This is a genomic window from Empedobacter sp. UBA5528, assembly GCF_002426075.1.
Taxonomy (GTDB): domain Bacteria; phylum Bacteroidota; class Bacteroidia; order Flavobacteriales; family Weeksellaceae; genus Empedobacter; species Empedobacter falsenii_B.
On the sequence record NZ_DINY01000005.1, the window covers coordinates 177,019 to 189,524 of the forward strand.

A 12,506-nucleotide genomic window follows, 5' to 3' on the forward strand; every position below is an offset into this window, starting at 1 on the left:
TTAATACTTATTGTCCAAATGCTTGTTGTGCATTTTGATCATTTGCAGTAGCTCCAACAACGTTTGCAGAAATGTCAAATTTCTCGTGACCATTTGTTGTGTTCGTTACTAAAGTTACTGTTTTTTGTTGTTTACCGTTCATGTTTCCAGCTGTGTACACAACTTTGATAGAATCTGTAGCTCCTACTGCAATTGGAGTAGAAGGAAATTCAGGAACTGTACAACCACAAGTTGCAGACGCATCGCGAATAACTAATGGAGATTTACCATCGTTTTTGAACTTGATATATGTTTCTACTTTATTGTTAGCTTGTACATCGCCAAAATCGTGATTTGCTTCTGCTAATGTTAAAACTGGAGCTGTAGCTGGATCTACAACATTTTCAGCTTGTTGAGCTGTTTCTTCTGCTGTAAAATTGTCGCTAGCTTTTTTTTCTCCACAAGAGCTGATTGCGAATGATAATGCAAATGCACCTAAAATAAATAATTTACTTTTCATTTTTATAATTATTTGTCTTAGTCAAAATTAAGAAAAAATAGTGATTATAATAAACCTCTACCGTATTTTGGTAAATTATTATTGTCTTTTAACTCTTTTAATGTTTTATCTAAGATTCCGTTAACAAAAACACGCGATTTTTCTGTTGAATAACTTTTCGCTAATTCCACATATTCGTTAATCGTAACTTTTGCAGGAATATTTGAGAAATATAAAAACTCTGTCAAAGCCATTTCCAAAATAATTAAATCGATTGTCGCAATACGATCTAATTCCCAGTTTTGAGCTTTTTCGTCAATGATTTTTCTAGTTTCTGCTTGGTAACGGATGGTTTTACGGAATAATTCTTCAGTAAATTTTTTGTCATCTAAGTCTTTGTAAACTTTGAATAATGAAATCAATGGTGAACTGTTTTGACGGAACGATTTTATCGTTGTATGCACCATTGCATTTGCAATATGTACATCGTCTGCCCACGTGATCTGAATTCCTTCTAAGTAATCGTGCAAATCTTCATATTCAGCAATAAATTCTACGAAAAAGTTCAAGATAAATTCTTTGTCTTCTTCAAAAGAATGTTTGTCGCTGCTCATGTACGTTTTGTACAATTCACTTTCTGTCAAATTTTTAAAGATATTGTTTGGATAAGAATCATAAATATCCCAAAGTAAAAATTTGTTGTCATTTGAATAACGAGATAATTCAAGATTTTGTTCAATAATTTTGAATACTTTATTCTGAACAAATTTTAAATTTGGATTTAAATCTTCTTGGGTTGGAAAGTTTTTTGATTTTGCAAGTTCAATTTTATGCTCTGCAATGTCCTTTTGAACTTTAATCAAATTTAGGAGATAAATGTACAAATCGTAGATTTGATCGATACTTTTCATCATATTTTTCTCGACCGCTCTTTCTTCGCCTTCAGTTCCTAAACTATTGTAAGCATAGATATTCTGCATTACTTTTTCGCGTAGTTGTCTTCTTCCCAACATAATTTCAATGATATAACGTCTAATAAATTGATGCAAAGGTAAAAAAAAGAATGTAATTTTGTTTTGTGAAATCATTACAAAAGTTAAATAAATTTTTATGGAAGTATAAATGGAGAATATTTTTGGGCTTCATTTTTACGATTTGTGCCAATTGGGTGCAGGTTTATTCCGTTACATATATTAGAGAAGCAATCAATACAGTTGAAGAATTGCTACGAAATTTTAAGAAAGAAGGAACAGATAACCTCGATCTTTTGAAAGATGGTTTGATGTACGCCAGTTTGGCTTTTTTCTTTTTTAAAGTTTTGGGAGGAGTTTTGACGGTTGGTACACGACAAATGATTATTGTGGCATCGCGTTATATTGAGTTCGATTTGAAAAATGTGATTTACGATAAGTATCAAAAATTATCGTTGTCCTTTTACAAAAAACACAAAACGGGCGATTTGATGAATCGTATTACCGAAGATGTCGGATTGGTGCGTATGTATCTTGGACCTGGAATTATGTATCCAATTGATTTGGTATCGCGAGTTGTGATCATTGCGTATTTTATGTTGCAAATTGATCAACAATTAACGCTTTATACATTAGCTCCATTACCGATTTTATCATTGTTAATTTATAATGTTGCACGAAATATTAACAAGAAAAGTAAGCGCGTACAAGAACAACAATCTACGATTTCGTCATCTGTACAAGATACTTTTGCTGGAATTCGTGTGATAAAATCATTCAATTCGGAAGAATTTATTAAATCTAAATACGAAGTAGAAGCAGACGAATATCAGAAACGTGCGCTTAATTTAGCTCAAATTCAGGCAGCTTTTGGACCATTGATGGTTGTTGTAGTTGGTGTGAGTAATTTGGTGATTTTGTATTTGGGAGGAGTAAAATATATAGAAGGAACAATGGATATTGGTTCTATTGCACAATTTTTCCTTTACCTAAATATGTTAATTTGGCCATTTACTTCGTTGGGTTGGATTACAATGGTTGTGCAGCGTGCGGAAGCATCAATGTTTCGTATCAACGAATTTTTGAATGCTGAAACTGATGTGAAAGAAAAACAATTAGTCAATCATGAAGTAGAAGGAACAATCGAATTTAAAAATGTGACGTATATCTACGAAAACACAGGAATTAAGGCGTTGGATAATGTTTCGTTCAAAATTAATAAAGGTGAAACTTTAGCGATTCTTGGAAAAACAGGTTCAGGAAAATCGACAATTGCTTTGTTAGTTGCGCGTTCGCTGGAACCGACTTCTGGTGAAATTTTGATTGATGGTAAAAATATTCATGATATTAATGTAGAATCTATTCGAGAAGAAATTGGTTATGTTCCGCAAGAAGCTTTCCTTTTCTCGGATTCGCTAACCAATAATATTTTGTTTGGTTCTGACGATACAGATGAGCAAACGGCTGAAATTTTTGCGAAGAAAGCTGTTGTTCATGATAATATTGATCGATTTAAAGAAAGTTACGAAACAGTTGTTGGTGAACGCGGCGTTACGCTTTCTGGAGGTCAAAAACAACGTGTTTCTATAGCTCGTGCATTGGTAAATGATCCGAAAATATTAATCTTTGATGATAGTTTGTCTGCTGTAGATACCGAAACCGAAGAACAAATCTTGAATAATTTATCTTCTGAGATTAATGGTAAAACAACCATCATTATTACGCATCGTGTGTCTTCTGCAAAGCGCGCTGATCAGATTTTGGTTTTAGAAGATGGTCATGTTTTAGAAAATGGTTCGAACAGCGAATTATTAAATAAGCATGGTTATTATTATGAATTGTACAATAAACAACTGCTAGATTAAGTTTATTTATATAGATTTAATAAAATAATAGAAAATAATTGTTTAAAACGTTGTTATTTTCTTAATTTTTTTTAGATTTGTTAGGAAACATTTAACAATTAAACTCTATTTAGACTTATGAATGATTTTGAAAACCAAGAAAAGGTGGATGCAGAAGGAGTCTTTTCAAAGGTATTAAGGGCTGGAAGAAGAACTTATTTTTTCGATGTCCGCGAAACAAGAGCAGGGGATTATTACTTGACGATTACTGAAAGTAAAAAAAATACGCAGGAAGATGGAAATGTGTATTACAAAAAACATAAAATCTACTTGTACAAAGAAGATTTTGAAAGTTTCAAAGATATGTTAGACGAAACGACCGATTTTGTTTTTGCTCAAAAAGGACAAGAGGTAATTTCGGAAAGACATCAGAAAGATTTTGATCCAAAAATTAAAGTTGTGGGTAAAGACGAAACGCAAGTTGAATCTTTTACCAATATCGATTTTGACGATATATAGACTTTACTAAATATGCGTAAAAAGAAACCTCCACTCAATAATTTGAGCGGAGGTTTTTATTTATGCTTGAATATTTTTATGTCTCCTATCAACAATCCTCCATCTTTTTCAAAATCTATATTATCCAAAATAGTTAGATATTTAGTTATATTCTTTTTCTTGAGAAATTTGTTTAATATTATTGAATATATTCTTTGAATCTCATAATCAAACTCACATAATAGAGATTCAAGATCATAAGATTCATCAATATCTTGATTTTTTATTAATAGAATTTTATCATTTTCTAAATCAACCCGTGAAATTTCGTAAACATCAAAATCTTTAGAGTCATTGCTTATGTAATTCGTAGAGTGAGCACCAATTTTATTTCTTAATTCAATTATTTTATACTTTTTTAAATCATTAACTATTTTGGATTTGTGTGGAATTTTATGAATCTCAATTAAGTTAATTATTGCTAATTGTTGTTGATAAACAGCATTTAAAATTCCGTAAAGCCTCAGGTATTGTTCTCCTATATCTAGTATTTTAGTAGGTCCAGATAATTTAAATTTTAAGTAATTTTTCTTGGCGTATTCTGTGTCATCAATTACGTATAGAGCATTTAATAATATATTCCAATCAAATTCTTTTTCAAAGTAAAAGAATTTAATAACATCTGATTTAAAATTTTTAGATTTTTCAGGATTCCATTTAATTGAAAAATCACTTAAAACTTCATTATGTAAATCTTTATATTTACTTATAATAGACCTATTGTCCATATTTATTTTTTCTAAAATTACAATATTTTAATTTATCAGCTTTATTTAGTAAAATCATTTAATTACAAAATGTCAAGTAGAATTTATTTCAGGTTCGCATCTCGTGAGATTCTGAAACAGGTTCAGAATGACAATAAATCATACAAAAAAACCTCTCAAAGAATTCTTTGAGAGGTTTGATATATTGTAAATAAGTTAAAATCCTAACCTACTAATTCTTCTACTTTGTCAGCAGCGTCTTTTAATGTGATAGCAGAGTGAACAGCGAAACCTGATTCATCAATCATTTTCTTAGCGATTTCTGCATTTGTTCCTTGTAAACGAACAATAATTGGCACATTAATTTCGTCACCCATATTGTTGTAAGCATCTAAAATACCTTGAGCAACACGATCACAACGTACAATACCACCAAAAATATTGATTAAGATAGCTTTTACGTTTTTATCTTTTAAGATAATACGGAAACCTTTTTCTACACGCTCAGCATCAGCAGTACCACCAACGTCTAAGAAGTTTGCAGGATTACCACCAGATAATTTGATGATATCCATAGTTGCCATTGCTAAACCAGCTCCGTTAACCATACATCCTACGTTTCCGTCTAATTTTACGAAGTTTAATCCAGCTTCACCAGCTTCAACTTCTGTTGGATCTTCTTCTCTTGTATCACGTAAAGCAGCGATATCTGGATGACGGAATAATGAGTTATCATCGATAGATACTTTAGCATCTACAGCGATAATTTGATCGTCAGATGTTTTAAGAACTGGGTTAATTTCGAACATAGAAGCGTCAATCGCAACGTATGCATTATATAAAGCAGTGATAAATTTAACACCATCTTTGAAAGCATTTCCTGATAAACCTAAGTTGAAAGCAACTTTACGCGCTTGGAAACCTTGGATTCCTACAGCTGGATCAATTTCTTCTGTAAAGATTTTGTCTGGCGTGTGCTCAGCAACTTCTTCGATATCCATTCCACCTTCAGTAGAATACATAATCATGTTTTTACCAGTAGCACGATCTAACAATACAGAAACATAGTACTCTTCAGTTTCAGATTCACCTGGATAATAAACATCCTCAGCGATTAAAACTTGATGAACTTTTTTACCTTCAGCCGAAGTCTGAGGCGTAACTAATTGCATTCCGATGATTTCGTTTGCTTTCTCTTTAACTTCGTCCAAGTTTTTAGCAAGCTTTACTCCACCACCTTTTCCACGACCACCTGCGTGTACTTGCGCTTTTACAACATGCCAACCTGTACCAGTTTGTTCAGTTAACTTTTTAGCAGCTTCTACAGCTTCTTCTGGTGTAGTAGCAACGATACCACGTTGTACTTTCACACCATATTTACTAAGAATTTCTTTTCCTTGATATTCGTGAAGATTCATTTTTTTTGATTTTTCAATTACAAAAATAAAAATATTGTTGATGTATTCTAAATTTTGCCATATTAATTTTATCAGCTTATGCTAAAAAAGTGGTTAATATTGTTTATTTAGAGGTTACAAGATACGAATATTAATGATTTAAAAAGTCAAAACAATTGTTATATAATTTTTAAATCGTAACAAGTACACTAAAAACTAGTTTAATTTGGATGTCTTTATTTTGAATTCAAGAAAAAACTTATCACTTATAATTTAAGACTTAGTACTTAATTTATATCTTTACCTCATGATAAAAGCAGAAAATATTGTTAAGAAATTTGGTGAATTAGAAGTGCTAAAAAATGTTTCTTTATCGATTGCAGAAAAAGAAATCGTTTCTATTGTTGGTGCTTCTGGAGCAGGAAAAACAACTTTGCTTCAAATTTTAGGAACATTAGAAAAAAGTTCTGAGCCAAAGAAATATAATACTTCTATTCAGATTGCGGGACAAGATATCACGAAATTAAACGATCGCGATTTATCTAAATTCCGTAATGAAAACATTGGATTCATTTTTCAGTTTCATCAATTGTTGCCAGAATTTAATGCAATAGAAAATATTTGTATTCCAGCTTTTATCAAAAAAACAAAAAAAGCTGATGCTGAAAAACGTGCAAAAGAGTTGATGTCCTATTTAGGACTTTCGCAACGATTAACACATAAACCGAATCAACTTTCTGGAGGAGAACAGCAACGTGTAGCAGTAGCTCGTGCGTTGATTAATCAACCTAAAGTCGTTTTTGCTGATGAACCTTCTGGTAATTTAGATTCTAAAAATGCTGAAGAATTACACGAATTATTTTTCAATCTTCGAAACGAATTTGGACAAACTTTTGTTATTGTGACGCATAATGAAGAATTAGCAAATATGACCGATCGAAAATTGGTGATGGCTGATGGTTTGTTTGTTGATAGTATGTAAAATTTTATCGATTAAAATGATTTATAAAGTTTTAGGAATGGATAATCGCTTAGGATTGAAATTCTAATTCTCTATAACATATAATACTTCTTAGTATATTTGCTAAATGACACAAATAAAGGATTTTTTAGACGAAAAAGTTCTTCAATATAATACATTAGACTTTATCGATTCTGATCCAGTACAGATTCCGCACAGATTTTCTGCGAAAGAAGATATTGAAATTGCTGGGTTTTTAGCGGCAACAATTGCGTGGGGAAATCGTAAAATGATTATCAATAATGCGAATAAAATGATGCAGTTGATGGGAAATTCGCCTTACGATTTTGTGATGAATTTCTCTGAGAATCATTTAAAGAATTTGGGTGGTTTTGTTCACAGAACATTCAATAGTGAAGATTTGAAATTTTTCATGCAATCGCTTCGTAACATTTATCAAAATCATGGCGGATTGGAACAAGTTTTTGCAAAACATCAAACTTCAGATTCGATGCAAGCATCAATCTCGAATTTCAAACAAACTTTTTTTGAAATAGAACATCCAACTCGAACAACTAAACATATTTCAGATCCATTGAATAATTCGGCTGCAAAGCGTATCAATATGTACTTGCGTTGGATGATTCGTGATGACAAACAAGGCGTAGATTTAGGAATTTGGAAATCCATTCCAACTTCTATTCTTTCCTGTCCTTTGGATGTACATTCGGGAAATGTTGCACGAAAATTAAATATTCTGACTCGAAAACAAAATGATGCAAAAGCATTGAAAGAACTTGATACAAAATTGCGAGAAATGGATGCAAATGATCCTGTGAAATATGATTTCGCTTTATTTGGTTTGGGTGTTTTCGAAGGGTTTTAACTGAACTGAAAATAATTTTATTTAGAAAAATTAGAATTAAATTCGCTAAAAATAAGTTTGTATGAAAGAATTGAATGGAATAAAATATATCGAACGTTTACCTGTTGTTTCGACTGAAAAAACGCCTCTTTTTGTGCTGATACATGGTTATGGAAGCAACGAAGAAGATTTGTTTTCATTTGCACAAGATTTACCGCAGAATGCGCATATTATAAGTGTACGAGCGTTGCATGATATTGTGTATGGCGGATATGCGTGGTATGATATTAATTTTGTGAACAATGAAAAATGGATGGATGAAACGCAAGCAATAGAATCGCGTAATAAATTGGTCGAATTTATTGATGCAATTGTTCAACAAGAGAATTTAGATGACGCAAATGTAACATTGATGGGCTTTAGCCAAGGTGCAATTTTGAGTTATGCGATTTCGCTAAATAATCCAGAAAAGATTAAAAACGTGGCTATTTTAAGTGGTTATCCAGAAGCTAAAATTATTGGAGATTTTGATCAATCGAAAGATTTTTCGAACTTAAATTTCTTTGTTTCGCACGGAACAGAAGATGTTGTATTGCCAATTGAATTAGGACGAATGGGTGACGAGTTTTTAAAATCGATGAATATTAATTTTGAATACCACGAATATAGAAGTGGACACGGAATTGTTCCTCAAAATTATTATGATTTGATGGATTGGATCAAAAGATTTTAATCCTAAAAATAATGAAATTCTGAAACAAATTCAGAATGACTTTCTTTGTTTATAGCCAATGACTAATAATAATGAAAATTGTCATATTGAGTGATTTTCGTTTCGATAGAATAAGAAAATTGTATCGAAATATCTCAATTTAAATAAATTTAACTTCTATGGCGTCGCCGTGATATTCCTTGAACGAGGCGTCATAGAATTCGATATTCGTGTAACGATATAACAATTCGGTAATTTCTTTTTTCAGAATTCCTTTTCCATAACCGTGAATTAAAATCAATCGAATTTGACTTTCGAACATAGCGCGCTCCACCTCATTTCGTGCAACATCTAATTGTGTTTGTATAATTTGCGCATTATCCAAATCACGCCAATTATCAACTAAATTTTCGATATGCAAATCAATTTCTCGCGTTAAATAAGGATGTCGATGAGATTTGCGAAAAGTCTTAAACTTTGGTTTCGAAAATTCTTTGATTTTCTCATCTCGATATTCTTCATAGTCAATTTCAATATCTTTGATGATTTCATCTTGGCGATACTCATATTCAAAACCAAACTCATCATTAAAGTAAACAAAATCACCTTTCAATTTGGAAATTGTTCCCGAAATATTATCATCTATCACTTTAACTTTTGTACCAATTTTGAACATTCGACTACTTTTTCTGCAAAATTAAGAATTATTTTATGAGTTTTTAAGTTGTTGTATTATTCAATTCAAACTCAATGTTGTATTTTTGTTTATTAAACTAACCAAATGTCAAATCAACATAGAAAAATAAAAGTACTTTTTAGGCTTCGTTCATTAGAAATGGGTGGAGTTCCAATAGTAGTTTTAGATTTGTTGCGAAACTTACCAAAAGATAAATTCGACTTTACTTTGATGCTTAACTTGTATCAAGGCGAATTGATTAAAGAAATTCCTATAACCTTTAGTTGTAATCAACAATCCAAAATCAGGAATTTCTGAATCGTTTAGATCAATTCGTTCTAATCTGAAATATTTATACAAGAATCCAGGACTTGAAGATGATAACAAAACGATTTTAATGACATCATTTATTGGAGGTGAAGGTAAAATTTTCAATGCGATGAATATTGCGAGTTCACTTGGTTCTATGGATAAGAAAACGGTTCTGATTGGATTAGATTTACGTCAACCAAAAATCTTTGATGATTTTAACATTAATAATAAAACAGGTGTAACAGACTATGTTGCGGATGATTTAGAGTTAAATCAAATTACACAACGTACAATTTTACCAAATTTAGATATTATTACAGCAGGTACAATTCCTCCAAATCCTTCAGAATTGATTTTGAGTAATCGAATGGATCAATTATTTGCTGAATTGAAAGAGAAATATGAATTCGTAATTATAGATTCACCGCCAATAGGATTAGTAACAGATTCGTACGATTTGATGCTTAACGCAGATTGCACATTGTATGTAACACGTTACAACTATTCGGAGAAAAACTTTATCCATGCAATTTCGAATAAATATGATGAAGGTGAGGTTTCGAATGTCGGAATTATATTCAACGATTTCCAAATTAAAACTGGCTACGGTTACGGATATGGTTACGGCTACGGCTACGGTTATAGTTACGGCTACGGATATTTTGCTGGAGATGAGAATTTTGATAATTCATCATTCGGAAAAATAAAATGTTTAGCTTCTCGAAATAAAAGTAAATTCTTTTAATTGAAATGATCTTAAAGAACATATTTGATTATATACTTGCATTAATCCTACTAATATTTTTAGTTGGGTTAATTGTTTTGTTAATTATCATAAGTTCTATAGATACCAATCAATTTGGCGTTTTTACACAAAAAAGAGTTGGGAAAGACGGAAGATTTTTCAATATTTATAAAATCAGAACGATTAAAGGGGTTTCTAAATCGACAATAACAACCGATCAACATCAAATTACCAAAATTGGAAAGATTCTTCGAGATTATAAATTAGATGAATTACCTCAATTATTCAATATTCTAATAGGGGAAATGAGTTTTGTTGGACCTCGTCCTGATGTCGCTGGTTATGCAGATAAATTGGTTGGAGAGGATAGATTGGTGTTGAAAGTTAAACCTGGAATTACTGGTCCTGCTCAATTGAAATATTGTAAAGAAGAAGAAATTTTATCCAATGTAAATGATCCAATCAAATATAATGATGAAATTCTTTGGCCAGATAAAGTTAAGATCAATGTAGAATATGTAAAGAATTGGAGTTTTCGACAAGATTTGATTTACATGTTTCAAACAATATTCAAAAAATAAAAAGAGAATCCTAAATTGGATTCTCTTCTATTTTTAAAAATATTTTCGTTTTTCTAAACTTGGATAACACCTAAATTAAATTGTTTTTCAATCGGAGCATGATTCGCAGCTTCAATTCCCATCGAAATCCATTTACGCGTATCCAAAGGATCAATAATTCCATCTGTCCACAAACGTGCCGCAGCATAATAAGGACTTGTTTCATCATTGTATTTTGCTGTAATTTCGTTCAAAAGTTCTTGCTTTTTCACTTCATCAACTTCTACACCTTGCGCTTTCAAAGTCGCTTCTTTTATTTGTAGCAAAACTTTCGCCGCTTGCTCACCTCCCATAACTGCCAATTGAGCCGAAGGCCAAGCCGCAATTAATCTAGGATCATAAGCTTTTCCACACATAGCATAGTTTCCTGCACCATAAGAATTACCAACTATAATCGTGAATTTTGGAACAACAGAATTCGAAACTGCATTTACCATTTTCGCACCATCTTTGATAATACCACCATGTTCAGATTTAGATCCAACCATAAAACCAGTCACATCTTGTAAGAAAACTAACGGAATTTTCTTTTGGTTACAATTCGCAATAAAACGAGTCGCTTTATCCGCAGAATCTGAATAAATCACACCACCGAACTGCATTCCGTCTTTTTTAGACTTCACGATTTTACGTTGATTAGCTACAATTCCAACTGCCCAACCATCAATTCGAGCATACGTACAGATGATTGATTTCCCATAATCAGGCTTATATTCGTCCAATTCCGAGTTATCAACAAGTCTGTTAATAATCTCATACATATCGTACTGCTCAGAACGTGATTCAGGTAAAATACCATAGATTTCTTTCTCATCTAAAGCAGGTTTTGCTGCTTCAATTCGATTAAATCCAGCTTTTTCATAATCACCAATTTTACCAACAATAGATTTTATTCTATCCAACGCATCTTTATCATCTTTTGCTTTATAATCAGTCACGCCAGAGATTTCGCAATGTGTTGTTGCTCCACCTAAAGTTTCGTTGTCAATATCTTCGCCAATTGCTGCTTTTACCAAATAACTTCCTGCCAAGAAAATAGAACCTGTTTTGTCTACAATCATTGCTTCGTCGCTCATAATTGGTAAATATGCTCCACCAGCAACACAACTTCCCATCACAGCAGAAATTTGAGTAATTCCCATTGATGACATGATTGCATTATTGCGGAAAATTCGACCAAACATTTCTTTATCAGGAAAAATCTCATCTTGCATTGGTAAATAAACACCTGCGCTGTCCACCAAATAAATAATTGGCAATTTATTTTCCATCGCAATTTCTTGAGCACGCAAATTCTTTTTACCTGTAATTGGGAACCAAGCACCAGCTTTTACTGTCGCATCATTTGCAACAACAATACACTGTTTACCAGAAATGTAACCAATTTTCACAACAACACCTCCCGAAGGACATCCGCCGTGTTCTTTGTACATTTCATCTCCTGTTAAAGCACCAATCTCTATGTTCGGTTTTTTTTCGTCCAAAAGATAATCAATACGTTCCCTTGCAGACATTTTTCCTTTGCTATGCAACGCATCAATTCTTTTTTGACCTCCGCCAAGGTAAACTTGTTTCAGTTTTTGGCGTAGTTTAGAAAGTAATAATTTGTTATGATCCTCTCTTTTATTAAAAGTTAAATCCATTGTGGTTTTCTGTTTGT

13 protein-coding genes and 1 pseudogene are annotated in these 12,506 nt (G+C 32.0%); 8 read left to right on the plus strand and 6 right to left on the minus strand.

Going from position 1 to position 12,506, the window contains the following annotated elements; translation table 11 throughout:
• Positions 1–7 precede the first annotated feature (7 nt).
• Together B4L98_RS01530 and nusB are read right to left on the minus strand one after the other, a co-directional pair.
• Positions 8–499: a DUF1573 domain-containing protein gene (locus tag B4L98_RS01530; protein ID WP_038331125.1), complete on the minus strand. Its 492-nt coding sequence runs from the start codon at positions 497–499 to the stop codon at positions 8–10.
• Positions 500–543: 44 nt separating this feature from the next.
• Positions 544–1,566, minus strand: a complete 1,023-nt coding sequence (gene nusB / locus B4L98_RS01535) for a transcription antitermination factor NusB (protein ID WP_257468218.1) — start codon at positions 1,564–1,566, stop codon at positions 544–546.
• Here nusB and B4L98_RS01540 point away from each other — a divergent pair.
• Both B4L98_RS01540 and B4L98_RS01545 read left to right on the plus strand, forming a co-directional pair.
• A complete protein-coding gene (locus B4L98_RS01540) occupies positions 1,557–3,314 on the plus strand; it encodes an ABC transporter ATP-binding protein (protein ID WP_291077369.1) in 1,758 nt (585 codons plus the stop codon). The two genes, nusB and B4L98_RS01540, sit on opposite strands and share 10 nt — an antisense overlap.
• A gap of 117 nt (positions 3,315–3,431) precedes the next feature.
• Complete coding sequence (locus B4L98_RS01545) at positions 3,432–3,812, plus strand: PUR family DNA/RNA-binding protein (RefSeq protein WP_280052022.1); 381 nt, start codon at positions 3,432–3,434, stop codon at positions 3,810–3,812.
• A gap of 56 nt (positions 3,813–3,868) precedes the next feature.
• On the opposite strand, the gene B4L98_RS01550 is transcribed toward B4L98_RS01545, so the two are convergent.
• Both B4L98_RS01550 and sucC read right to left on the minus strand, forming a co-directional pair.
• Positions 3,869–4,579: a hypothetical protein gene (locus tag B4L98_RS01550; protein WP_286495049.1), complete on the minus strand. Its 711-nt coding sequence runs from the start codon at positions 4,577–4,579 to the stop codon at positions 3,869–3,871.
• Positions 4,580–4,782: 203 nt separating this feature from the next.
• On the minus strand, positions 4,783–5,976 hold the full coding sequence (sucC, locus tag B4L98_RS01555) for an ADP-forming succinate--CoA ligase subunit beta (protein ID WP_291077371.1): 1,194 nt from the start codon (positions 5,974–5,976) through the stop codon (positions 4,783–4,785).
• 286 nt (positions 5,977–6,262) lie between these two features.
• Here sucC and B4L98_RS01560 point away from each other — a divergent pair, with 286 nt between their 5' ends.
• The 3 genes from B4L98_RS01560 to B4L98_RS01570 all read left to right on the plus strand — a co-directional run bounded on the left by B4L98_RS01560 (position 6,263) and on the right by B4L98_RS01570 (position 8,514).
• Positions 6,263–6,937, plus strand: a complete 675-nt coding sequence (locus B4L98_RS01560; RefSeq protein ID WP_114998944.1) for an ABC transporter ATP-binding protein — start codon at positions 6,263–6,265, stop codon at positions 6,935–6,937.
• A gap of 106 nt (positions 6,938–7,043) precedes the next feature.
• Entirely contained in the window at positions 7,044–7,802 is a 759-nt protein-coding gene (locus tag B4L98_RS01565; RefSeq protein WP_291077373.1) for a TIGR02757 family protein, read from the plus strand.
• 61 nt (positions 7,803–7,863) lie between these two features.
• Positions 7,864–8,514, plus strand: coding sequence for an alpha/beta hydrolase (locus tag B4L98_RS01570; RefSeq protein WP_221853948.1), 651 nt, complete (start codon positions 7,864–7,866; stop codon positions 8,512–8,514).
• A 139-nt stretch (positions 8,515–8,653) separates the two neighbouring features.
• Here the strand turns inward: B4L98_RS01570 and B4L98_RS01575 are convergent, their stop codons facing one another.
• A complete protein-coding gene (locus B4L98_RS01575) occupies positions 8,654–9,169 on the minus strand; it encodes a hypothetical protein (RefSeq protein ID WP_221853947.1) in 516 nt (171 codons plus the stop codon).
• Between the two features lie 105 nt (positions 9,170–9,274).
• Here B4L98_RS01575 and B4L98_RS01580 point away from each other — a divergent pair.
• The 3 genes and pseudogenes from B4L98_RS01580 to B4L98_RS01590 form a co-directional block, all read left to right on the plus strand.
• Positions 9,275–9,442 (plus strand): annotated as a pseudogene (locus tag B4L98_RS01580) (glycosyltransferase); the annotation flags it as partial.
• A gap of 37 nt (positions 9,443–9,479) precedes the next feature.
• Positions 9,480–10,226, plus strand: a complete 747-nt coding sequence (locus B4L98_RS01585; RefSeq protein ID WP_409558217.1) for a CpsD/CapB family tyrosine-protein kinase — start codon at positions 9,480–9,482, stop codon at positions 10,224–10,226.
• Positions 10,227–10,231: 5 nt separating this feature from the next.
• Complete coding sequence (locus tag B4L98_RS01590) at positions 10,232–10,807, plus strand: sugar transferase (protein WP_221853946.1); 576 nt, start codon at positions 10,232–10,234, stop codon at positions 10,805–10,807.
• Between the two features lie 53 nt (positions 10,808–10,860).
• Here B4L98_RS01590 and B4L98_RS01595 read toward each other — a convergent pair whose 3' ends face one another.
• A complete protein-coding gene (locus tag B4L98_RS01595; protein ID WP_221853945.1) occupies positions 10,861–12,489 on the minus strand; it encodes an acyl-CoA carboxylase subunit beta in 1,629 nt (542 codons plus the stop codon).
• Positions 12,490–12,506: the final 17 nt, after the last annotated feature.

Coding starts and splice junctions, on each gene's coding strand:
- B4L98_RS01530 (WP_038331125.1), bottom strand. CDS start 499: ATGAAAAGTAAATTATTTATTTTAGGTGCATTTGCATTATCATTCGCA.
- nusB (WP_257468218.1), bottom strand. CDS start 1,566: ATGATTTCACAAAACAAAATTACATTCTTTTTTTTACCTTTGCATCAA.
- B4L98_RS01545 (WP_280052022.1), top strand. CDS start 3,432: ATGAATGATTTTGAAAACCAAGAAAAGGTGGATGCAGAAGGAGTCTTT.
- B4L98_RS01550 (WP_286495049.1), bottom strand. CDS start 4,579: ATGGACAATAGGTCTATTATAAGTAAATATAAAGATTTACATAATGAA.
- sucC (WP_291077371.1), bottom strand. CDS start 5,976: ATGAATCTTCACGAATATCAAGGAAAAGAAATTCTTAGTAAATATGGT.
- B4L98_RS01560 (WP_114998944.1), top strand. CDS start 6,263: ATGATAAAAGCAGAAAATATTGTTAAGAAATTTGGTGAATTAGAAGTG.
- B4L98_RS01565 (WP_291077373.1), top strand. CDS start 7,044: ATGACACAAATAAAGGATTTTTTAGACGAAAAAGTTCTTCAATATAAT.
- B4L98_RS01570 (WP_221853948.1), top strand. CDS start 7,864: ATGAAAGAATTGAATGGAATAAAATATATCGAACGTTTACCTGTTGTT.
- B4L98_RS01575 (WP_221853947.1), bottom strand. CDS start 9,169: ATGTTCAAAATTGGTACAAAAGTTAAAGTGATAGATGATAATATTTCG.
- B4L98_RS01590 (WP_221853946.1), top strand. CDS start 10,232: ATGATCTTAAAGAACATATTTGATTATATACTTGCATTAATCCTACTA.
- B4L98_RS01595 (WP_221853945.1), bottom strand. CDS start 12,489: ATGGATTTAACTTTTAATAAAAGAGAGGATCATAACAAATTATTACTT.